At 66.2% G+C, this 21,321-nt stretch carries 23 protein-coding genes and 2 tRNA genes; 15 read left to right on the top strand and 10 right to left on the bottom strand.

Annotation, left to right across the window (positions count from 1 at the left end; genetic code table 11):
• Nucleotides 1–59: transfer RNA gene (locus ASF72_RS11495), tRNA-Asn, on the top strand.
• A 55-nt stretch (nucleotides 60–114) separates the two neighbouring features.
• Here the strand turns inward: ASF72_RS11495 and ASF72_RS11490 are convergent.
• The 3 genes from ASF72_RS11490 to ASF72_RS11480 are packed head-to-tail and all read right to left on the bottom strand — an operon-like array spanning nucleotide 115 to nucleotide 2,020.
• Complete coding sequence (locus tag ASF72_RS11490) at nucleotides 115–522, bottom strand: hypothetical protein (protein WP_056598989.1); 408 nt, start codon at nucleotides 520–522, stop codon at nucleotides 115–117.
• A 57-nt stretch (nucleotides 523–579) separates the two neighbouring features.
• Nucleotides 580–762 (bottom strand): hypothetical protein, encoded by a 183-nt coding sequence (locus tag ASF72_RS11485; RefSeq protein ID WP_050685450.1) that lies wholly within the window; start codon nucleotides 760–762, stop codon nucleotides 580–582.
• Between the two features lie 34 nt (nucleotides 763–796).
• Nucleotides 797–2,020, bottom strand: coding sequence for a multidrug effflux MFS transporter (locus ASF72_RS11480; RefSeq protein WP_432245861.1), 1,224 nt, complete (start codon nucleotides 2,018–2,020; stop codon nucleotides 797–799).
• Nucleotides 2,021–2,203: 183 nt separating this feature from the next.
• Here ASF72_RS11480 and ASF72_RS11475 point away from each other — a divergent pair, with 183 nt between their 5' ends.
• The 6 genes from ASF72_RS11475 (at nucleotide 2,204) to ASF72_RS11450 (ending at nucleotide 7,620) form a co-directional block, all read left to right on the top strand.
• A complete protein-coding gene (locus ASF72_RS11475) occupies nucleotides 2,204–3,055 on the top strand; it encodes a phage holin family protein (RefSeq protein ID WP_050685452.1) in 852 nt (283 codons plus the stop codon).
• A gap of 78 nt (nucleotides 3,056–3,133) precedes the next feature.
• The gene (locus tag ASF72_RS11470) at nucleotides 3,134–3,757 is read left to right on the top strand and encodes a CDP-alcohol phosphatidyltransferase family protein (RefSeq protein WP_056598986.1); all 624 of its coding nucleotides are present in this window, start codon (nucleotides 3,134–3,136) and stop codon (nucleotides 3,755–3,757) included.
• A complete protein-coding gene (locus ASF72_RS11465) occupies nucleotides 3,757–4,665 on the top strand; it encodes a DMT family transporter (RefSeq protein ID WP_050685454.1) in 909 nt (302 codons plus the stop codon). Before ASF72_RS11470 ends, ASF72_RS11465 begins: the two co-directional genes overlap by 1 nt.
• Before the next feature lie 146 nt (nucleotides 4,666–4,811).
• On the top strand, nucleotides 4,812–6,008 hold the full coding sequence (locus ASF72_RS11460; protein WP_056598983.1) for a glycosyltransferase: 1,197 nt from the start codon (nucleotides 4,812–4,814) through the stop codon (nucleotides 6,006–6,008).
• Between the two features lie 75 nt (nucleotides 6,009–6,083).
• Nucleotides 6,084–6,157, top strand: a tRNA-Ile gene (locus tag ASF72_RS11455).
• A gap of 272 nt (nucleotides 6,158–6,429) precedes the next feature.
• Nucleotides 6,430–7,620, top strand: coding sequence for an acyl-CoA dehydrogenase family protein (locus ASF72_RS11450; RefSeq protein ID WP_050685456.1), 1,191 nt, complete (start codon nucleotides 6,430–6,432; stop codon nucleotides 7,618–7,620).
• 40 nt (nucleotides 7,621–7,660) lie between these two features.
• Here ASF72_RS11450 and ASF72_RS11445 read toward each other — a convergent pair whose 3' ends face one another.
• Nucleotides 7,661–8,167, bottom strand: coding sequence for a M23 family metallopeptidase (locus tag ASF72_RS11445; RefSeq protein ID WP_050685457.1), 507 nt, complete (start codon nucleotides 8,165–8,167; stop codon nucleotides 7,661–7,663).
• 448 nt (nucleotides 8,168–8,615) lie between these two features.
• Between ASF72_RS11445 and rpsB the strand changes: the two genes are divergently transcribed.
• From rpsB to ASF72_RS11415, 6 genes are all read left to right on the top strand, one after another.
• Entirely contained in the window at nucleotides 8,616–9,506 is an 891-nt protein-coding gene (gene rpsB, locus ASF72_RS11440) for a 30S ribosomal protein S2 (protein ID WP_056598980.1), read from the top strand.
• Between the two features lie 126 nt (nucleotides 9,507–9,632).
• Complete coding sequence (gene tsf / locus ASF72_RS11435; protein ID WP_050685459.1) at nucleotides 9,633–10,469, top strand: translation elongation factor Ts; 837 nt, start codon at nucleotides 9,633–9,635, stop codon at nucleotides 10,467–10,469.
• Nucleotides 10,470–10,587: 118 nt separating this feature from the next.
• Nucleotides 10,588–11,325: a UMP kinase gene (pyrH, locus tag ASF72_RS11430; RefSeq protein WP_050685460.1), complete on the top strand. Its 738-nt coding sequence runs from the start codon at nucleotides 10,588–10,590 to the stop codon at nucleotides 11,323–11,325.
• A gap of 130 nt (nucleotides 11,326–11,455) precedes the next feature.
• The gene (gene frr / locus ASF72_RS11425; RefSeq protein ID WP_050685461.1) at nucleotides 11,456–12,013 is read left to right on the top strand and encodes a ribosome recycling factor; all 558 of its coding nucleotides are present in this window, start codon (nucleotides 11,456–11,458) and stop codon (nucleotides 12,011–12,013) included.
• The gene (locus ASF72_RS11420; RefSeq protein WP_050685462.1) at nucleotides 12,013–12,936 is read left to right on the top strand and encodes a phosphatidate cytidylyltransferase; all 924 of its coding nucleotides are present in this window, start codon (nucleotides 12,013–12,015) and stop codon (nucleotides 12,934–12,936) included. Before frr ends, ASF72_RS11420 begins: the two co-directional genes overlap by 1 nt.
• Nucleotides 12,937–12,996: 60 nt before the next feature.
• Nucleotides 12,997–13,581, top strand: coding sequence for a DivIVA domain-containing protein (locus tag ASF72_RS11415; RefSeq protein WP_056598977.1), 585 nt, complete (start codon nucleotides 12,997–12,999; stop codon nucleotides 13,579–13,581).
• 117 nt (nucleotides 13,582–13,698) lie between these two features.
• Here the strand turns inward: ASF72_RS11415 and ASF72_RS11410 are convergent, their stop codons facing one another.
• The 5 genes from ASF72_RS11410 to ASF72_RS11390 are packed head-to-tail and all read right to left on the bottom strand — an operon-like array spanning nucleotide 13,699 to nucleotide 18,279.
• On the bottom strand, nucleotides 13,699–14,451 hold the full coding sequence (locus ASF72_RS11410; protein ID WP_235504711.1) for a hypothetical protein: 753 nt from the start codon (nucleotides 14,449–14,451) through the stop codon (nucleotides 13,699–13,701).
• An 18-nt stretch (nucleotides 14,452–14,469) separates the two neighbouring features.
• On the bottom strand, nucleotides 14,470–15,936 hold the full coding sequence (locus ASF72_RS11405; protein ID WP_056598975.1) for a sodium/solute symporter: 1,467 nt from the start codon (nucleotides 15,934–15,936) through the stop codon (nucleotides 14,470–14,472).
• Between the two features lie 7 nt (nucleotides 15,937–15,943).
• Nucleotides 15,944–16,300, bottom strand: coding sequence for a hypothetical protein (locus tag ASF72_RS11400; protein WP_050685464.1), 357 nt, complete (start codon nucleotides 16,298–16,300; stop codon nucleotides 15,944–15,946).
• Nucleotides 16,297–17,013 (bottom strand): LytR/AlgR family response regulator transcription factor, encoded by a 717-nt coding sequence (locus ASF72_RS11395; protein WP_050685465.1) that lies wholly within the window; start codon nucleotides 17,011–17,013, stop codon nucleotides 16,297–16,299. The genes ASF72_RS11400 and ASF72_RS11395 overlap by 4 nt, the downstream gene beginning before the upstream one ends.
• A 33-nt stretch (nucleotides 17,014–17,046) precedes the next feature.
• Nucleotides 17,047–18,279: a sensor histidine kinase gene (locus ASF72_RS11390; RefSeq protein ID WP_056599062.1), complete on the bottom strand. Its 1,233-nt coding sequence runs from the start codon at nucleotides 18,277–18,279 to the stop codon at nucleotides 17,047–17,049.
• A gap of 181 nt (nucleotides 18,280–18,460) precedes the next feature.
• Here ASF72_RS11390 and ASF72_RS11385 point away from each other — a divergent pair, with 181 nt between their 5' ends.
• Nucleotides 18,461–18,841 (top strand): DUF485 domain-containing protein, encoded by a 381-nt coding sequence (locus tag ASF72_RS11385; RefSeq protein WP_050687555.1) that lies wholly within the window; start codon nucleotides 18,461–18,463, stop codon nucleotides 18,839–18,841.
• Entirely contained in the window at nucleotides 18,838–20,454 is a 1,617-nt protein-coding gene (locus tag ASF72_RS11380) for a solute symporter family protein (protein WP_056598972.1), read from the top strand. Before ASF72_RS11385 ends, ASF72_RS11380 begins: the two co-directional genes overlap by 4 nt.
• A gap of 84 nt (nucleotides 20,455–20,538) precedes the next feature.
• Here the strand turns inward: ASF72_RS11380 and ASF72_RS11375 are convergent, their stop codons facing one another.
• Complete coding sequence (locus tag ASF72_RS11375) at nucleotides 20,539–21,237, bottom strand: hypothetical protein (protein ID WP_056598969.1); 699 nt, start codon at nucleotides 21,235–21,237, stop codon at nucleotides 20,539–20,541.
• Nucleotides 21,238–21,321 lie beyond the last annotated feature (84 nt).

The raw sequence follows: 21,321 nt of genomic DNA, 5'->3' as shown, positions 1-21,321 counted from the left end.
TCAATTGGCAGAGCATTCGACTGTTAATCGAAGGGTTGCTGGTTCAAGTCCAGCAGGAGGAGCAAACCGGAAAATCCCCGTCCCGCCGCTGGCAGGACGGGGATTTTTTGTTCCCTAGGCAAAGTCCATTTCAACCTGGAGGAAGCGCTCAGCTTCAACAACCGCGGCCAGGAAGGCTTCCTGTTCGGTGGGGGAGGTGCGCGGCTGGCGCGGGTTCCATTCGTGGGGCGCTGAATGGACGCGGACGAAGCCGGCATCGGCGGGCGCGTAGAAGATCCCGAAGCGCTGCACGGGCCATTCAGGGGACGTTTCCGGGGCTACCAGCAGCGCGGCGTTGAAGGCCGGATTGAACCACTGGGCGATGGGCCGCCGCCGGTCCCCGTTGAACAGGCCTGCAGCGTACAGGGCAGCGGACTGCTGGCCTGTCTGGGCGCACAGCCGGTCCCACCACAGTGGCAGTATCTGGTTATCGCACCGTTGCCATGTGGCCGGTAGTGGCGGCTGGTCCTGCCGTTTGGGCACGGGCCCATTTTATCGCGGATCAGCCGATTATCGGCGGCCGTTGTGGTTTCCGGTGCGTCATCGCCGCTTGCGGGGTCCGGGATTAACCCGGTAGAGCACTGCGGAGCCCACCAGCGCGCCCAGCACGATGCCAACGGCCGGGCTGCCCAGCATCCGGCCGGCAAAATAGCCGGCGACGGCGCCCAGCACCGCGCCGAGGAAAAGGCCCCTGCCGTTGCGGTGCGGACGGCCGCGGGTCATGCCGGGCTCCCGGGCTGTGCCGGGCGTGCGGGTGTCACTGGATGGCCGGAACGGTGCGGGGCCGGACCACCAGCCACAGGGACGCGATGGAAAGCAGGATGCAGGCGGCCTGCACCGCACCCATCGGGGTGGCGCTCTCGATCCCCAGCCAGCCCACCACAGGTGAAATCAGCCCGGCGGCCATAAACGTCGCGGCACCCAGCAGGGACGCCGCCGTGCCGGCCTGGGCTGCGTGGTTGGCCAGCGCCAGGACCTGGACGCACGGGAACATAAAGCCAGTACCCAGGATGTAGAACCACAGCGGCACCAGGACGCCCCAGAGCCCGAAGCCCAGCTGGTCGAACACCACAATCAGCACAGCCATCACAAACATCCAGGCGGTGGCGCAGGCCAGGATCCACTGCGGGGGCACCCGGCGGATCAGCCGGGAGCTGGTCTGCACACCTGCCACAATCCCCAGCGAGTTGATGCCAAACAGGAGTCCGTACTCCTGCGGGGAAAATCCAAACACGTCCTGGAACAGGAACGGCGAGGCAGAAAGGTACGTGAACAGGCCACCGAAGTTCATCCCTGCAACGATGAGCAGGCCCACAAAGATCCGGTCGCTGAACAGCACCCGGTACCGCTGCCGCATGGTCAGGCCGCTTTGGCCCCGCTTTTCGGGTGGAAGCGTCTCGCGGACCAGGAACAGGGCCGCGATGATCACCAAGGTGCCGTAGGAGGCGAGGAACACAAAGATTCCCGGCCACGGCATCACCAGCAGCAGCTGCGAGCCGATGACGGGTGCCAGGATCGGGGCAAGGCCGTTGACCAGCGCCATCCGGGAGAACATCCGCACCATGGCGTACCCCGAGAACAGGTCCCGCACCATTGCCATGGCCACCACGCCGCCGCCGGCGGCACCGATGCCCATCAGGACACGGAAGATACCCAGCGTGGTGATGTCCGTTGACAGCGCTGCGCCGAGGGACGCCATGATGTGAAGGGCAGTGGCCAGGATCAGCGGCGCCCGGCGGCCAAACCTGTCACTGATGGGTCCCACCACCAGCTGCCCCAGGGCAAAGCCCACCGTGGTGCCCGCCAGGGTCAGTTGCACCTGGGCTTCCGTGACTCCAAGGCTCGCCTCCAGCGCCGGGAACGCAGGCAGGTACAGGTCGATGGTGAACGGGCCCAAGGCCGTCAGGGCGCCGAGGAGAAGGATGTACAGGAGTTTCCGGCGCCGGCTCAGCAGGTCGCCCGGATTGGCGGAAGTGGTCACGGACAACAATCCTAGGCCCGCCGGCGTACCTTTTTTCAGCGTTGTAGTCCGCGCCGCTCCGGCAAGCCCCGAAGTTCGCCCTGAACCTGAATGATAGTTTTGGTGGCGGGGAAGGTGCACGTGCACCATCCCGCAGCGCAGGGAAGCAATATTGACCCCCAGATTTTTAGTAAGGCGGAACCGATGAGTGGACGTCACAGCGGGCGGACCAGCCCGGGATTGCGCTTCACCGCGCTGCCGGGGACGCTGAAGCTCCTTTCCCGGCTGGCGCCCCGCCAGCTGAACGACGAAATCGCATTCGCCAAGGTGGAGCTCAAACGCAAGGGGATCCAGCTGGGCGTCGCCGCTGCGTTCTTCGGCGTGGCCCTGGTGTTCGTGCTGATGCTGGTGGTTGCCCTCATCGTGGCAGCGATCATGGGGCTGGCCACCATCATGCCGGCGTGGCTTGCCGCGCTGGCCGTGGCCGGTGTGTTCCTGCTGATTGCCCTGATCGGCGGCCTGATCGGACTCAGGAAACTCAAGCAGGCAATGCCGCTGGTGCCGGAGGAAACCATCCGCGGCATCCGCCATGACCTCGGCGTCGCCAAGGAAGGTTCCGCCTTCAACCCGGCAATCCTGGACCCCAACAGCCCCGAAGCCAAGGCAGCGAAGGCCGCCAAGGAAGAGGCCGCGGCAAAGGCCAAGGCCGAAAAGGAAGCCAAGGAGGCGGAGCACCGGAAGGAATTCCCACACGCCTCCGAACCCGAACTGGCCCGCCGCCTGGGCCAGCGCCGCCACCACCTGGCCGAGGTCCGCGACGACCTCGGCACCCAGCTGGACGTCCGGACCCAGTCCCGGTACCTGTTGGGTGTGGCGCAGGACAAGGCCCGCGAGGGACAGGCCGCAGCCGCGCACGGGGCGGACGTGGCCGGCCGGAAGCTGGCCGGTTTCTCCGAATCGACTGACTTGCCCAACCGGTGGAAGCCGCTGGCAGCCCTGGCCGCCGCAGGCGCCGCCCTGGTGGTCCTGATCCGGAAACTCATCCGCACCTACTAGCCCCCGCAGCACGCAGCGGCCGCCGGATCACAGCACAACAAGAAAACCGCATGACGCGGAACAAGGGAAGGGGACCTGGTGAAGTTTATTGGCGCCGGTTCCAGCCCAGACCGCCCCCAGGTGGACCACGACCTCATCTTCACCATTCCCAACCTGCTCACCGTCATCCGGTTCATGGGTGTCCCGCTGTTCATCTGGCTGGTCCTGGCCCGGCAGGAGTACGGTGCCGGGGTAGTGGTCCTGGCGGTGATGGCCGGCACCGACTGGGTTGATGGCTATGTGGCCCGCCGCTTCGACCAGGCTTCCAGACTGGGCCGGGTCATGGACCCCATCGCCGACCGCCTGGCGCTGATCGCCGTCGCGGTCACCCTGGTGATCGCCGGTGTTGTGCATTGGCTGTACCTGGCCGCACTGGTGGTTCCGGACGCCGTGCTCCTGGTCCTTACGCTGTTCTTCTTTCGCGGCCACCCGGACCTGCCGGTCAGTTCCGTCGGGAAGATCCGCACCGGCCTGCTCCTGCTGGGCACGCCCATGCTGCTCCTATCCCGGCTGGATACCGGATCCTCCGCCGCTTTGTTTACCGCGGCCTGGATTGTGCTCATCCTGGGCCTGATCGGCCACTGGATTGCCGCCTACAACTATTTCTGGGCCATCCTGCGTAAAGGCCGGCTGCATGCCGCTACCGACGGCGGGAACGCCTGATGGTGTGGCTTGCCGTCATCCTGGCGGTCCTGGGCGCCTTCTGCCTGGCGCTGGGCGCCCAGCGCCAGGGGAGCGCCGTCAAGGCCGATACCGGCGGCCTTGCCTTGAGCTCGAACAGTTTCCTGCGCCTGCTGCGGAACCCGCGCTGGGTTTTCGGGCTGGTCCTGCTGGCGGTGGGCATGGGCATGAACGCCGTGGCGCTGGTGTCTGCACCCCTGACGGTGGTCCAGCCCATCGGGGCCATTGCCCTGGTCATCACCACCATCGTCAATGCCAGGGACCAGGATCTCACCATCAACCGGGCCACGGTGGTGGCCATCAGCGCCTGCGTGGCAGGCTCCGCCCTGTTTGTGCTCCTGGCGGTCAACGTCACCCAGGAAAACCACCACGTGAGCGTGGACAACGAGCTGACCATCGTGCTGCTGCTGGCGCTGGCCGTGGGGCTGTTCGGCACCCTCGCCGTCCTGTTCCGGCACCGGCTGAACGCATTCGTCTACATCCTGGGCGCCGGCGTGCTTTTTGGTTTTGTCGCCGTCCTTACCCGCATCATCGGCAAGCACCTCCTCGACCCGAACGGGCAGTTCCTGCTGAACGTCCAGTGGTACACCGTGGTGGCCATCATCGCTGCCGGCGGACTGGGGTCCTGGTTTGTGCAGAGTGCCTACTCGGCAGGACCGCCGGACCTGGTGATTGCAGGGCTGACGGTCATCGACCCGATCGTGGGCATCGCGATCGGCATTGTGATCCTCGGCGAACTGCGCCCGGATGTGCACGCCGTCATGGCGATTGCCATGGGAACCGCCGCTTCCCTTGCTATCGTTGGGGTGATTGCCCTTTCGCGGCACCATCCCGAGGTCACCAAGCGCAGGAAGGACGCGCGGAAGGCCGCGGGCCGGCCGCCGTCGTGAACCGCACCAGCGTGAACCAAACCAGCCCAGCAGTCGAGTAAGCCCAGCAGTCCAGTAAGCCCACGAGGCCCGGCGCCACCCCTGCCGGCAGCCAACCGTGCTGTCAGCCTCCGCTGTCCGCACCGTGACCATCAGGAGAAGTCCCCATGACCACGCCCGCAGACCAGCAGAAGCTGACAATTCTTATTGCCGCCGAAACCTACCCGCCCAATGTCAACGGCGCCGCCCAGTTCGGTTACCGCCTGGCAAAGGGGATGACCGGGCGAGGCCACAACGTGCACGTGCTGGCCGGCCGCCCGGAGAGCGGGAAGAGCTACACCGAATTCCGGTCCGAGGCCACCGTGCACCGGCTGCGCTCCCACCGGGCCTTCACCCACGAATCGTTCCGGATCTGCCTGCCGTGGGAGATCAAAAAGGAGATCAGCCTCCTCTTCGACCGGGTGCAGCCGGATGTGGTGCACATCCAGAGCCACTACATGATCGGCGAGCACGTCCTGTACGAGGCCGCAAAACGCGGCATCCGGATCATTGCCACCAACCACTTCATGCCGGAAAACCTCAACCCGTTCCTGCCGTTCCCGCAGTGGTTCAAGGACATTGTGGGCAAGGTGTCCTGGCGGGACATGGGCAAAGTGATGGGCCAGGCGGACGTGATCACCACCCCCACCCCGCTGGCAGCCAAAGCCATGCACGAACACGCCTTCCTGGGCAAAGTCCTGCCGCTGTCCAACGGGATCGATTCGGCCGCCTACGAACTGCAGCCCGGGGAGCAGCTGGAGCCGCACCCGCATCCCACGGTCATGTTTGCCGGCCGGCTGGCGGAGGAGAAGCACGTTGATGTGTTGATCCGGGCCATTGGCAAGACGCCTCCGGAACTGAACGTTCACCTGGAGATCGTGGGCGGTGGCGAGGTGCGTCCTGCCCTCGAAGCGCTGGTCCAAAAGCTTGGCCTTGGCAACCGGGTGAAGTTCCTGGGCCTTGCCACCGACGAGGACCTGCGGAAGGCCTACATCCTGGCGGACCTGTTCTGCATGCCCGGCACCGCCGAGCTGCAGTCCCTGGTGACCCTGGAAGCCATGTCGGCGTCCACGCCCGTGGTCCTCGCGGACGCCATGGCCCTGCCGCACCTGGTCCGGGACGGCGCCAACGGTTACCTCTTCATCCCCAACGACAGCGATGACCTGGCCAAGAAGATCACCCAGATCCTCGAACTGCCGGCTGACCAGCGGGCCGCCATGGGCCAGGCGAGCCGCAGGATGGTGGAACCGCACAGCATCGAAGGGACGCTGCAGACTTTCGAGGACCTCTACCGGGGAGCCTGCTACGAGGACAAGGTGGTCTGAACGCTTTCGCAGGTTTGCTAGAGTGTTTTTGCCCTCCGGTCCACCGGCAGGCGCCCACCCGGCGCCGGGCATCACGGGGCTATAGCTCAGCTGGTTAGAGCGCGGGACTCATAATCCTAAGGTCCTCGGTTCAAGTCCGAGTAGCCCTACCGCTCAAGTAATGCCCGGTTCCCGACACCTGTCGGCGGACCGGGCATTTTTTCGCTTTCCAGAGCCGGCGTTAGGGTCAGTGCCCTGCGCCCCCGCCGGATCAGTTCGCATCGTCGCTGAGCCTATGCCCAATGGCTCCACAGGGTGAGTCAACTGCGGAAGGGTGGCCGCGGTGCTTGGCTATTCAGCCTTCGTGCGGTAAGTTACTGACCAGTAACATCTGCTTTTTCGGGCGATCCCCGGTCAACGACGATTCCGCTGTGAGGTAACCATGTCCGCCACCCCTGCAGGCCTTAATACCCTTCCGTACGCCGACGGCGACTTCTTCGCGTTCGAGCAGCTCCTCACGCAGAAGGAGCAGGACCGGCTGGCTGAGATCAGGGACTTCCTGGCCCGCGAAGTAAAGCCCATCGCCGTTGACTGCTGGAACCGCGGCGAGTTCCCCATGGACCTGATTCCCAAGCTCGCGGAAATCGACCTGATCAGCCCCGTCCGGCGGCAAGGCCACTCGAACCTCTTCGCGGGGCTGGTTCACGCCGAACTGACCCGCGCCGACGCCTCCATCGCCACCTTCCTCGGCGTCCACGATGGCCTGTTTACCGGCTCCATCGAAGCCCTTGCCTCGCAGGAACAAAAGGATGCCTGGCTGCCGGACATCTACGCCATGAAGAAGATCGGCGCGTTTGGCCTGACCGAGCCGCTGGGCGGAAGCGACGTGGCCGGCGGGACCCGCACCACAGCCCGCCGCGACGGCGATTCCTGGATCCTCAACGGTGAAAAACGCTGGATCGGCAACGCCACCTTCTCGGACTGGGTGGTCATCTACGCCCGGGACCTGGACGACAACAAGGTCAAGGGCTTCCTGGTGGACACCAGCCTGCCGGGCTACTCGGCCACAAAGATCGAGAACAAGATCTCCCTGCGCACCGTCCAGAATGCCGACATCACCCTGACCAACGTGGTGGTGCCCGACTTCTTCAAGCTGGCGCACGCCAACAGCTTCCGCGACGTCAACAAAGTCCTCAAGGTCACCCGCCTCGGCGTTGCGTGGCAGGCAGTAGGCCAGCAGCTGGCAGCGTTCGACGTGGCCCGGAGTTATGCCGTGGAGCGCCAGCAGTTCGGCAGGCCGCTGGCATCCTTCCAGCTGGTCCAGAGCCAGCTGGTCAGCATCCTGGGCAACGCCGTCAGTTCCATGGGCATGATGGTCCGGCTGTCCCAGCTGGAGGACGCGGGTCAGGCCAAGGATGAGCAGTCGGCCCTGGCCAAGGCCTTCACCACCGAACGGATGCGGGACAGTGTGGCAATCGGCAGGAACATCCTGGGCGGCAACGGGATCGTCACCGACTACGGTATGGCCAAGATCTTCGCGGACGCCGAAGCCATCTACTCCTATGAGGGAACACACGAGATCAACACCCTGGTGACCGGCCGTGCCGTTACCGGGATCTCAGCGATCGTCTGACCGGGGCCCACTCCGCTGTCCCTCTTTAGCGATCCGTGCCTCACGGCGGTTCGCCGCTTAGCGGCAGCAGGACGGATGGGCGCAGGTCCATCACAAACTCCAGCGGGTCCAGGTAGGCGCCTCCCTGCCGGACGCCCCAATGCAGGCAGGGAACGGAGCCGCAGTGCCCGCCCGCGGCGGTCCCCGCCAGCTGCCCCACCACCTGTCCGGCGGTCACGGCCGTGCCCGTCGGAAGGGTGCTGAGTACCGGTTCGAAACTGCTCCGCAGTCCGTTTCCGTGGTCGATGGTCAGCACCGGCCGGTCAACCACCACCCCGGCGAAGGACACGGTGCCGGCGGCAGGCGAGGCGACCGGGGCGCCGTCGAACGCTGCGACCAGGTCCACCCCGCGGTGCCCGCTGAGCCACGGTTGGGGCGGCGGTGCGAACGGACGCAGCACCTGCGGACGGGGGGAGAGCGGCCACTGCCAGCCGGCCCGCGGCGTATCCGCCGGCACCGTGGTTCCGGCCACCAGTACCAGTGCCGCCAGGAGCAGTAAGCTCTTCATCAACCCAGCATCCACCTGCCGGGGACGCCCCGGAAGCTGCCGGCCTGGCCATGTGGAAAACGTCCTGCCGGGCCGCTCCCGGTGTCCAGCGGAAGCGGGCGGCTGTAGTACACTTGACGGAGCAGTTTGCTGCGCCCTCAACGCCTCCCGTCCCGGTGGTCCACCCCAGCGGTGTACACCCCTGTCCGGGGCGCGTCGGCACATCTCATTCAGGAGTGTGGGGGAGCGGTGGCTGACTACGCGCATCCAGCCCTCCTGCAGGAAAGCTCCGGCTTTCCCTGGGAGGATCGCGCCTCCTGCGGTCAGGACCTTACCGGTCCTGATGGGAAGCGTGATGGATGCCAGGAGCACGGCCCAACCCGGGTCACGCTAAACCAACCGTCAACAATTGGCAGGGTAAGAGAGCCATGGGCTCTCTCATGAATGACCTGCCGGAAGGAGCGTCGGCATGCCCGTCGTAACTATGCGCCAGCTGCTTGACAGCGGCGTCCACTTTGGACACCAGACCCGCCGTTGGAACCCGAAGATGAAGCGTTTCATCTTCACGGAGCGCAACGGTATCTACATCATTGACCTGCAGCAGTCGCTGTCCTACATCGACCGTGCCTACGAGTTCGTGAAGGCCACCGTTGCACACGGCGGTACCGTACTCTTCGTCGGCACCAAGAAGCAGGCGCAGGAATCCATCGCCGAGCAGGCAACCCGCGTGGGCCAGCCCTACGTGAACCAGCGTTGGCTCGGCGGTATGCTGACCAACTTCCAGACGGTCTCCAAGCGCATCCAGCGCATGAAGGAACTCGAAGAGATCGACTTCGACGACGTCGCCGGTTCCGCGTACACCAAGAAGGAACTGCTGCTCCTTCGCCGTGAACTGACCAAGCTGGAAACCAACCTCGGTGGTATCCGCAACCTGACCAAGGCACCCTCCGTGCTCTGGATCGTGGACACCAAGAAGGAACACCTCGCCGTTGACGAGGCCAAGAAGCTGAACATCCCGGTTGTGGCCATCCTGGACACCAACTGCGATCCGGACGAAGTCGACTTCCCGATCCCGGGTAACGACGACGCCATCCGCTCCGTCAACCTGCTGACCCGCGTTGTTGCCGACGCCGTTGCTGAGGGCCTGATCGCCCGCAACCAGCGTGCAACCGGTACCACGGAAGCTCCGGAAGAGCCGCTGGCCGAGTGGGAGCGCGAGCTCCTCGAAGGCAACAAGGCCGAGGAAGCCGCAGCTGCTGCTCCCGCCGCCGAAGAAGCTCCGGCTGCAGCCGCTGCAGAGGAAGCCCCGGCTGCTGCCGAGGCTCCCGCCGCCGAGGCTCCTGCCGAAGAAGCCAAGTAACACAAGTAAATCCGGACTCTCCGCGCTGCGTGCAGCCGGAGCCACTGACAGGATGGCCGCCCACGGTGTGGGCTGCCATCCTGTCAGTCCGTACACCACATCAAATTTCTAGACAGAGGGGTTCACATGGCGAACTACACTGCCGCGGACATCAAAGCCCTGCGTGAGCGCACCGGCGCCGGCATGATGGATGTCAAGAAGGCTCTTGACGAAGCCAACGGTGACGCCGAGAAGGCCATCGAAATCATCCGCATCAAGGGCCTCAAGGGTGCCACGAAGCGCGAAGGCCGTTCCACCGCTGAAGGCCTGGTTGCTGCCAAGGTCAGCAACGGCGTCGGCATCATGATCGAAGTCAACTGCGAAACCGACTTCGTGGCCAAGGCCGACAAGTTCATCCAGCTCGCCGACCAGGTCCTGGCTGTTGCTGTCGAGTCCGGCGCTGCCGATCTCGAAACCCTGCTGGCCACCGAAGTTGACGGCAAGCCGCTGTCCGAGGTTGTCGTCGAAGAGGGCGCCATCCTGGGTGAAAAGGTTGTTGTCCGCCGGATCTCCCGCATCGAAGGCGGCACGGTTGACGCCTACCTGCACAAGACCTCCAAGGACCTTCCGGCCCAGGTCGGCGTGCTGTTCGCTGTTGACGGTGCAGGCGAAGCCGCCGCCACCGCCGCCCACGACGTTGCCGTGCACATCGCCGCGATGGCCCCGAACTACCTCACCCGCGAGGACGTTCCGGCCGACCTGGTTGACTCCGAGCGCCGCATCGCCGAGGAGACCGCCAAGGCCGAAGGCAAGCCCGAAGCCGCCCTCACCAAGATTGTTGAAGGCCGCGTAACGGGCTTCTTCAAGGGTGAGGTCCTGGTTGACCAGTCCTTCGCCAAGGACGCCAAGAAGTCAGTGGCACAGGTCCTCGAAGAGGCCGGTGTCAAGGGAACCGCGTTCGCGCGCTTCCGCGTCGGCTCCTAGCCGATCCTGCCAAGGGGCGGCCACTTCGGTGGCTGCCCCTTTTGCATGCAACCGGCCGTTACCGGGCATCGGCCCCGGCAGGATAACCTTTTTTCAGACTCATCAACGGGAAGGCATCATGGAAGCCGTCAACAGTGTAATCCAACCGGAAAAAAACAAGCGGCGGGTCCTCCTGAAGCTCTCGGGTGAGGTCTTCGGCGGCGGAAAGCTCGGTGTTGACCCCGAGACCGTCCGCGACGTCGCCAAGCAGATCGCCGCAGCCGTGCCGGACGTTGAAGTGGCCATCGTGGTGGGTGGCGGCAACTTTTTCCGCGGGGCAGAGCTGTCCCAGAGCGGCATGGACCGTTCCCGCGCCGACTACATGGGCATGCTGGGAACCGTGATGAACTGCCTGGCCCTGCAGGACTTCCTGGAACAGGCCGGCGTTGAAACCCGCGTCCAGAGCGCCATCACCATGGGCCAGGTCGCAGAGGCCTACATTCCGCGCCGCGCCATCCGCCACATGGAAAAGGGCCGCGTTGTCATCTTCGGCGCCGGCGCCGGCCTGCCGTACTTCTCCACCGACACCGTGGCCGCCCAGCGCGCCCTCGAAGTCCACGCAGACGTGGTCCTGATGGCCAAGAGCGGCGTGGACGCCGTGTACACGGCGGACCCCAAGAAGGACCCCACCGCCGAGCGGCTGGAGACGCTCAGCTACGACGACGCGCTGCGCCGCGACATCCGCGTGATGGACCAGACCGCCATGACCATGTGCAAGGACAACGACCTCTCCATGGTTGTGTTCGGCATGGAAGGCGAAGGCAACGTCACCCGCGCCATCAAGGGCGAAAAGCTGGGCACCCTGGTCTCCGCCTAGCTGCGGCTAGGATGATTTCAGGACCCTTCCGTTCCCCGCCCTGCAGGCGGGGCCGGAACCAGCAACAGAAGAACCACGTGTGTGCAGGAAACCGGCGCCCCGGACTGCACCCGAACCGTCAGGAGATGCCGTGATCGAAGAAACCTTGCTCGAAGCCGAAGAAAAGATGGACAAGGCCGTAGAGGTAGCCAAGGACGATTTCGCTTCCGTCCGCACCGGCCGCGCCAACCCGGGCCTCTACAACAAGGTCCTGGTGGAGTACTACGGCTCACCCACGCCCCTGCAGCAGCTGGCCTCCTTCGCCATCCCGGACGCCCGCACCATCCTCATCACCCCGTTCGACAAGACCGCCCTGCGCGACATCGAGCGGGCCTTGAGCGACTCCGAGGTTGGCGCCAACCCGTCCAACGATGGCAACGTCATCCGGATCACCATCCCGGAGTTGACCAAGGAACGCCGCAAGGAATACGTCAAGATCGTCAAGAACAAGGGCGAGGACGCCAAGGTGTCCATCCGGAACATCCGCCGCAAGGCCAAGGAAACCCTTGACCGCCTGGTCAAAGACGGCGAGGCCGGTGAGGATGACGGCAACCGTGCCGAAAAGGAACTGGACGGCCTGACCAAAGCGCACGTGGACGGCATCGATGAGCTGCTCAAGCGCAAGGAAGCAGAGCTGCTCGAAGTCTGATGGGCCAGGCAGAACAGGCCCCGGCACCAGGGCCGCGCACCCGGGGGAAGCAGCCCAGGCCCAATCCCACCCCGAAGGCCGGGCGTAACCTGCCCGCCGCCGTTGTGGTGGGGCTGGCCATGCTCATTGCGGTCCTGGGCGGGCTGCTGTTCCTGCCCCTCGGGTTTGTCGCGGTCACCACCGCGTTCGGCGTCTTCGGGGTCTGGGAGATCTACCGGGCGCTGGAAGCCAACGGCACCAGGATGCCCATCATTCCGGTGATGACCGGAACAGTGGCCATGCCGTTTGTGGCCTACCTCGGCGGCATCGAAAGCCTGCTGTTCGCCATGCTGGCGAGTTGCATTGCGGTGCTGTTATGGCGGTCCATCGAAAGCGCCGCTGGCTCGGCCAACAGCATCTTCGCCGGGGTCTTCACTTTGGGTTGGGTGCCGTTCTTCATCAGCTTCGCGGCCCTGCCGCTGCACGTGGCCGGCGGGGCGACCCCGTTGGGCCTGTGGCCGGGCGGAACCATCCCCGAAGGGGCCTGGCAGGTAGCGGTGATGCTGCTTCTGGTGGTCTCCAACGACACGTTCGGATACCTGGTGGGCGCGTCCCTGGGCAAACACCCCATGGCACCCAAAATCAGCCCCAAAAAAACCTGGGAAGGTTTTTCCGGCTCGGTGGCGGGCGCGATGCTGATTGGGATCCTGGCGTGCATCTTCATCCTGGACAAGCCCTGGTGGGTGGGTGTCGCCCTGGCCGTGGGCACGGTCGTGGCCGCCACCATCGGGGACCTGGCCGAATCCATGGTCAAGCGTGAACTCGGCGTCAAGGACATGAGCGACATCCTCCCGGGCCACGGCGGCGTGATGGACCGGCTGGATTCCATCGTTTTTGCCTCGCCCCTCGTTTTTGTCCTGTACGTCCTGTTCTCCGGGGCCTGACCCAACCGCAGCCGGGCCCCGCACAGAAGCCGGGCCGGCCAAAGCATTGAAGGAATGAAAGTGGCATTGGACATTCATCGGCACATCCCCGCGTCCTTCGAGCGCGTACAGCGCAGCGACTACGGCTATAACGCCAAACAGGTGGACAAGTTCCTGCAGCAGGCCAGGGTGTCCCTCGAGGCACCGGAACCCGCCAACCGGCCGGTGCACAGCTCGGACGTGCGTGCAGTGTCCTTTGACCCGGTCAAGGGCGGCTACTCCGCCACCGTGGTGGACGCCGCGCTGGACCGGCTGGAAGACGCCTTCGCCCGCCGGGAACGCGATGAACTGATCGCCGCCAGCGGCGAAGAAGCCTGGCTGCGGGAGATCGGCAACCTGTCCGGCATCCTCCGGGGCCGTCTGCACCGGCCTGACGGCGAAAGGTTCCGCCGGCCCGCCAAGAGCAAAGTCCGCAGCTACAACACGGCTGACGTGGACAGCCTTTGCAGCGAACTCGTGGCCTACCTCGAAAACGACAAGCCCTTGAGCGTGGACAACGTCCGCCGCGCCGTCTTCCGCCCCGCCGCCGGCGCCGACGGCTACGAGGAAACCCAGGTGGACGCGTTCCTGGACCGCGTGGTTGAACTTATGGCGGCCATCGACTGACCCAGCGCTACGCTGCGGGAGCTACGCCGCCGGGTGGACCGCTCGCCGGTGTACCGTCCTCCGGTGTACCGTCCGCCTGCCGGCCAATCACCGGCCAATCACCGGCCAGGGGTCACGTCACGGGCCCGGGGCGGCCGGCGTGGGGGAGAGTGGCGTGTGGCGCCGCAGGATTCCTTGGTAGGAGCGCGCGCCGCTCACCGATGACCACGCGATGAACGCCAGGCCGACGGCAGCGCCGGCGAGGAACGACGTGATCGTGCCTGCACCGAGGACCGCCAGCAGGACGCCTGCCAGCATACCCAGGAGGGCGCCGTTAGCGGTGATGATAAACAGCATGCTGCTGCCTGCCACGTGGCTGAACTTGCTGCGGCCCCCGAAGAAGTAGTAAGTAGTGTCCATCCCGGCCTGGTCGTCGTGGTAACCGGCCATCAGGTAGGGAGCCACGCCGGGATCCAGGTCAACGTAGGCGCCGCGCAGCCGGTTCATGGCCGTCACATACATCAGGTCCTCGTGCGCCACGTTGATGACCCGCACCTGCGTGAGCAGACCCATGGCAACGTCGATGCAGAGCACGGTCGCGGCAAGCAGGAAAAACGGCTCGGAGAATTTTGTGGCCTGCCCCACCAGGGCCACGCTCACCACACTGGCGGAGGTGAATGTGAGGAACATGCTGATCCTGGTCAGGACCTCACTTTGGGCGGTGCTGCGGGATGCCAGCAGTCCCCAGTGCTCCGTGGCCAGCAGCTGGGCCCGCACAGCGGCCGGGACTGCACCGGCCGGCGCCGCGGCAGGCCCCGCACCGGTATCGGGCAGCTGGACGGGCGGCGCCCCGTCCTGCTGCCGTGGAGTGCTTCCGGCGTCGGTGGACATGCCGTAATTGTGCACCGATCAGCGTTCGGTTGCCAGCGGCCGTTCCGGCGTGTGCAAGCGGGTCATCACCCGTGGCATCGTCCCGGGCACCCGCCGGGCTGTGGCACGGGAGACCAGCACCATCACGGCGAACGCGGCCGGGACGGTCCAGGCGGCGGGCTGCGCCAGCCACACCGGGATGTTCGCGGCGCCGGAAACCGCGCCGGCGATCATCGCGCCGCCGCAAAGGAGCCCGCCGGTGGCCATACCGGCGATGGCCCCGACGTCCGTTAGTCCCCGCCACCAGATGCCCAGCAGCAGCACCGGGCACACCGTGGAGGCGGTAAACGCAAACACCAGGCCCACGCTGCCGGCCAGGGCCAGGGAGTCCGTCATGAAGGCAAAACCCAGGGGCACGACGGCGGACAGCACCGCCGCGAGCCGGAACCCGCCGACGCCGCCGCCCAGGACGTCCTGGCTGATGACGCCGGCCAGCGACACCACCAGCCCCGATGTGGTGGACAGGAACGCGGCAAACGCGCCGGCCACTACAAGGGCCGAGAGCAGGTCACCTGCCACCCCACCCACAAGTTCGCCAGGGAGCAGCAGCACCATGGCATCCGCCTGCCCGGCCCGGGCCAGGCCCGGTGCGAAGACCCGGCCCACCAGCCCATACGCGGTGGGGAAGAGGTAAAACACGGACAGCAGGCCAAGGACAATCAGCGTGGTCCGGCGCGCTGACTGCCCGTCCGGGTTGGTGTAGAACCGGACCAGCACGTGCGGCAGCCCGAGCGTGCCGAACAGGAGTGCCACGAGCAGCGACACGTTCTGGTACAGCCCGGTGGGGGCAGCGCCGGTGGGGTTGGCCGCGGGCGGCGCCAGTGCTGGGGTTCCTGTTCCAGCCAGGTAAAAGATGATGAACAGGATGGGCAGCGCCAGGGCCGTGAGCTTGAGCCAGTACTGGAACGCCTGGACAAAGGTGATGGACCGCATCCCGCCGGAGACCACCGTCAGGCAGACCACCACCACCACCGCCACGGAGCCGGCCCAGGACGGCAAGCCGGTGGTGATCCGGATGGTCAGTGCGGCGCCGTGCAGCTGCGGCACGATGTAGAGCCAGCCCACCAGTACCACCACCAGGCTGGTGACCTTCCGGACGGCCTTCGAATCGAGGCGAGCCTCGGTGAAGTCGGGGATCGTGTAGGCGCCCGAGCGGCGCAGCGGCGCAGCCACAAACAACAGCAGCATCAGGTAGCCGGCCGTGTAGCCCACGGGGAACCACAGGGCATCGGTCCCGGAGAGCAGGATGAGCCCGGCCACCCCCAGGAAGCTCGCGGCGGACAGATACTCGCCGCCGATCGCCGAGGCGTTCCACCATGGCCGGACCGTCCGGGAGGCAACGTAGAAGTCGCCGGTGGTGCGGGAGATCCGCAGGCCATAGAAGCCGATCGCGGCCGTGGCCAGCGACACCACGGCCACGGCTGCCAGCGCCACGCCGGGGTTCACAGCCGCCTCACCTGTCTCCGGCCAGGTCCCGGTAGCGGGCTTCGTTCCGGGCCGCGGAGCGGACGAACAACCAGGCGCTCAACCCGATGACCGGGTAGATGCCCGCACCCAGGAGCAGCCAGCCGAAGGGGATCCCGGCCAGCCGGGATTCAGCCAGGCCCGGCACGGCGGCCAGGGTCAGCGGAAACGCCGCCAGGATCACCAGGAACCCGCCGGCTACCACCAGCGCCAGCCGCAGCTGCGAACGGATCAGGGACCGGACAAAGACCTGGCCCACGTCTGAGTCCTGGGCAGCTTCACGGCTTTCGGGGCCGGGGCCGGAAGCGGGGGCGGTCAGCGGCGTGGTGACCCGGATCCGGGTCATGCGTGCGGCCTGATCCGGGTGGCTTCGAGTTTCTCCCGCACTGTGGGCAGGTGGCGGCGGCTGATGGGCAGCCCCGCGCCGGCAACCGTGACGCTGGGTCCGTCAGCGGCCAGCTTCATTGACGTCACATGCTTCAGGGCCACCAGGTAGGAGCGGTGGGTCCGGATGAAGCCGGCCTCCGCCCACTGCTGTTCCAGGTCGGCCAACGGCACCCGGATCAGGTAACTCGCCTCGGCGGTGTGGAGGCGCGCGTAGTCGCCCTGCGCCTGGACGTACGTGACGTCGTCGCGCCTGATCATTTTGGTGCTGCCGCCCAGGTCCACGGTGATCATCTCAGGCGCCGCGCCGCCGTCGCGGAGTTCACTGATCCGGCCCACCGAACGGGCCAGCCGTTCGGAGCGGACGGGTTTGAGCAGGTAGTCGACGGCGGCCAGTTCGAAGGCGGCCAGCGCGTGGTCCTCATCCGCCGTCACAAAAACCACCGCGGGCGGGTTGCTGCTCGCGGCGATGGCCCGGGCAATGTCCAGGCCGGAGACTGCAGGCATGTGGATGTCCAGGAACACGGCGTCCACGGGCGCCGTGGCCAGCGCCAGCAGGGCTTCGCTGCCTGAGGTGGCCCGGAAAACCCTGCCGATCCGTTCGTCCCGGCCCAGCAGGAACGCCAGTTCCTCAACGGCGGGTAGCTCATCATCAACGACGAGGACGTTAATCATGCTCCAAGGGTACTTTCCGCCGGGGCCGCCGGCTCACGCGTCGTGGCCGGGCTGGGACTTGGGCACGCGCATGGTGATGAGGGTGCCTTCGCCGGGCGCGGTGTCGATCACCAGGCCATGCTCGTTCCCGTAGACCTGGCGCAGGCGGGCATCAACGTTCCGCAGCCCCACATGGTCGCCGTCGGCGTGGCCTGCCAGCACGGCCCGGAGTTGCGCCGGGTCCATACCCACGCCGTCGTCCTCGATGGTCACCTGGGCGAACGCGCCGGCGTCGTCGGCGGTGATGGTGATGTGGCCAGGCCCTTCCTTGGCCTCCAGGCCGTGGCGGACGGCGTTTTCCACGAGCGGCTGCAGGCTCAGGAACGGGATGACGGTGCTGAGCACCTCCGGTGCCACCCGGAGGCTGACCTGCACCCGCTCTCCGAACCTGGCCCGCTCCAGCAGCAGGTAGCGGTCAATGCAGCGCAGTTCCTCCGCGAGGGTGGTGAAGTCACCGTGCCGCCTGAAGGAGTACCGGGTGAAGTCCGCAAACTCCACCACCAGGTCACGGGCCCGGGCGGGGTCCGTATTGATGAAGGATGCGATGGCGTTGAGCGAGTTGTAGATGAAGTGCGGGCTGATCTGCGCCCTGAGCGCGCGGACCTCTGCCTCCATCAGCAGGGAGCGGGAGGCATCGAGTTCGGCCAGTTCCACCTGGACGGCCACCCAGTCCGCCACTTCGCCGGTGGCCCGGACCAGCCCGGCGCCGGCCGACGGGGCAAACGCCGCCACCACACCCACCACGCGGGTGCCGGCCCGGACGGGGGCTATCACGGCGGCCAGCCTGCTGCCCGTGCCGTCAGGCCCGGTTGCAGCCTGCCCGGCTGGAGCCTGCCCGGCTGGAGCCTGCCCGGCGCCGGCGGGCAGCACGGCCGTCCGGCCGCCAGCCAGGACCCCGGCGGCAAGTTCCATCAGCCGGGGTTTGAGGTCCTCCGCCGCGCCGTCCCAGGCCAGCACACCCGTGGTGTCCGTGATGGCCAGCGCCTCACACCCCAACAGGGTGCGCAACTGGCGGCTGGCCTTCGCCGCTCCGGCCGGGTTGAGGCCACGGCGCAGGTGCTGTCCCGCCTCGGAGGCGGCGTGGAGGGTTTTGTAGGTGGCGCGTTCGGCGTCCGTGCCCAGGTCGCGGAAGGAACGGAGCACCTTGAGGCCAACACCCACAACGACGGCAATGGCCAGGGCGATCACTGCCACTGCCGCGGCGGTCAGGAGCGGGGAGTCGGGCATGGTGCCCAGCGTAGCGGCGGGTGCCGCTCGCCGCAGCATTCCCGCCGTTGAGCGACCACCCGGGGGCAGGCACTGGATTGTGGGCGGCGCCGCACCGCAGAGTGATTGCAGTCACATCTGCGCAGGCCTCTACCCCGGCCCGCCGCCGCGTGTGAACCTTACGTCTCAATGAGGAGGAACGATGGGTAACGACGCCCACACTCCGGACGCCACCGCGTCCGTGGACTTTGAACAGGTCCAGAAGACAGAACAGTTCCAGGAGCTCCGCAAACGCCACCGCAGCTTTGTGTTTCCCATGGCCGTGGCCTTCCTGCTCTGGTACTTCGCCTACGTATTGCTGGCGGACTACGCCGTGGACTTTATGTCCACCAAGGTGTGGGGCAACATCAACGTGGGCCTGATCCTGGGCCTGCTCCAGTTTGTGTCCACCTTCGCCATCACCGGCTGGTACGTCAGCTACTCCAACCGCCGGCTCGATCCCATCGCAGCGGACATCAGGAACGAAATCGAAGGCCACGAGTTCGATAAAGACGGCAACCGAGTGAGCGGAGCGAACAAATGATCACCGTCCCCCTCGCTGTCGATGTTGCAGCCCTCAAGGACACCACCCTGCTGAATATGGGAATCTTTGGCCTCTTTGTGGCAGTGACCATGGTCATCGTGTTCCGGGCCAGCAAAAACAACAAAACGGCCGCCGACTACTACGCGGCCGGCCGGTCCTTCACCGGATCCCAGAACGGCACCGCGATTGCCGGCGACTACCTGTCGGCAGCGTCCTTCCTCGGCATCACCGGTGCGATCGCCATCAACGGCTACGACGGGTTTATGTACTCCATCGGCTTCCTGGTGGCCTGGCTGGTGGCGCTGCTCCTCGTGGCGGAACTGCTGCGCAATACCGGCAAGTTCACCATGGCCGATGTGCTGTCCTTCCGCCTGAAGCAGCGCCCGGTACGCATCGCGGCGGCCATCTCCACGCTGGCCGTGTGCTTCTTCTACCTGCTGGCGCAGATGGCCGGCGCCGGAAGCCTGATCTCCCTGCTGCTGGGCATCAGCGACTGGGGCGGGCAGGCACTGGTGATCATCGTCGTCGGCGCCCTGATGATCATGTACGTCCTGATCGGCGGCATGAAGGGCACCACCTGGGTGCAGATCATCAAGGCCATCCTGCTGATTGCCGGGGCCGCTGTGATGACCCTGTGGGTCCTCGCCATTTACGGCTTCAACCTCTCCACCCTGCTGGGAGCGGCCGTGGAGACCGCCAACAACCCCGCGGTCCTCAACCCGGGCCTGCAGTACGGCAAAACGAACACCTCCAAGCTGGACTTTATGTCGCTTGGCCTGGCTTTGGTCCTGGGCACGGCAGCGCTGCCCCACGTGCTGATGCGGTTCTACACCGTCCCCACCGCCAAGGAAGCCCGCAAGTCCGTGGTCTGGTCCATCTGGCTGATCGGCCTGTTCTACCTCTTCACCCTGGTCCTGGGCTACGGCGCAGCGGCACTGGTCGGGGCGGAAACCATCAAGTCGGCCCCCGGCGGCGTGAACTCCGCAGCACCGCTGCTCGCGTTCCACCTGGGCGGGCCGCTCCTGCTGGGCTTCATCTCGGCCGTCGCGTTCGCCACCATCCTGGCCGTGGTGGCCGGCCTGACCATCACCGCCGCGGCGTCCTTCGCCCATGACATCTATGCCAGCGTCATCGCCAAGGGGAAGGCCGACGCCGCCACGGAAGTTAAGGTGGCCCGCCGCACGGTGGTGGTCATCGGCGTCCTGGCCATCCTGGGCGGCATCTTCGCCAACGGCCAGAACGTGGCGTTCCTGGTGGCGCTTGCGTTCGCCGTGGCCGCCTCCGCCAACCTGCCCACCATCATCTACTCGCTGTTCTGGCGCCGCTTCACCACGCGGGGCGCCGTCTGGAGCATGTACGGCGGCCTCGGGTCGGCGATCATCCTGATCATCTTCTCCCCGGTGGTGTCCGGTGCGGCCACGTCCATGGTCAAGGACGCCAACTTCGCGATCTTCCCGCTCAGCAACCCGGGCATAGTGTCCATCCCGCTGGCGTTCATCCTGGGCTGGTTGGGCACCATCCTGGACCGGAACAAGGAAGACAGCGCCAAGCAGGCCGAAATGGAGGTCCGTTCCCTGACCGGCGTCGGGGCGGAAAAGGCCACCAACCACTAACCCCGCCCGGACACAAAGCCTCCGTGCACTGGACAGTGCACGGAGGCTTTGTGGTGTGGCGGGTTGGTGGTGTGCAGGGTTCCGCTACCCGGCGGGCCGCAGCTTGATGTTGGTCATCTTCAGCTGGTCAGTGCCTTCAAAGTGGTAGGCCAGGTCAACGTTCCCGCCGTCGCAGGCGATGACACCGGCGATGTCCGCCGACTTGCTGCCATTCTCCGTGGCCACGTTGACGCTGTTGTAGTCCGGCTTGCAGCTGGCGTCCATATCGAGGCTTTCGATGCCGGCAATGAACGATTCCTTGGAGATCTGCTTCTGCAGGGCAGGGTCCAGGTAATCGTCGTAGGCCGTCGAGGTGTCGCCGGCGATGACCAGGTCCGTGAACCCATCCGCGAGTCCCTTTGCCTGGTTGGTGGCTCCGCCCACAACATTGATCAGGACAATCACGCCGATGGCAACAAGCACCAGGAAACCGCCCACGGCTGCAAGGATGATCCACAGCGTCCTGCGCCGCTTCGGCCGGGGTGCCTCCCCGGGGAGGCCAAACGGGGTGGGACCCGCCTGGGCGTAGGGGTTCTGCGCGTACTGGTTCTGGGCATGCTGGCCGGGTTGTTGCTGGCCGGGGACCCCGGTGCCGAAGGGTTGTTCCTGGCCTGGCTGTGCCGGATATGGTCCGGGCCCGAACGCCGGTGGTGGTGGCGGAACGGGGGGCTGCCCGGGAACGTCCGGCTGCCGGGGTTCGGAGCCTGACGGGCCGGACTGGTTCGGTTCCTGGGGACTGCTCAAGGTAGAGCCTTTCCGGACGTGGTGCGCTGCACCGTCTGAGGGGCCCGCTGCCGGGCCGCCAATATCTGCCACCAAGCCTATAAC

This window comes from Arthrobacter sp. Leaf141 (genome assembly GCF_001424565.1).
Lineage (GTDB): Bacteria > Actinomycetota > Actinomycetes > Actinomycetales > Micrococcaceae > Arthrobacter.
The sequence above is the reverse complement of the archived record's forward strand: the minus strand, read 5'-3'. Positions and strand labels throughout refer to the sequence as shown.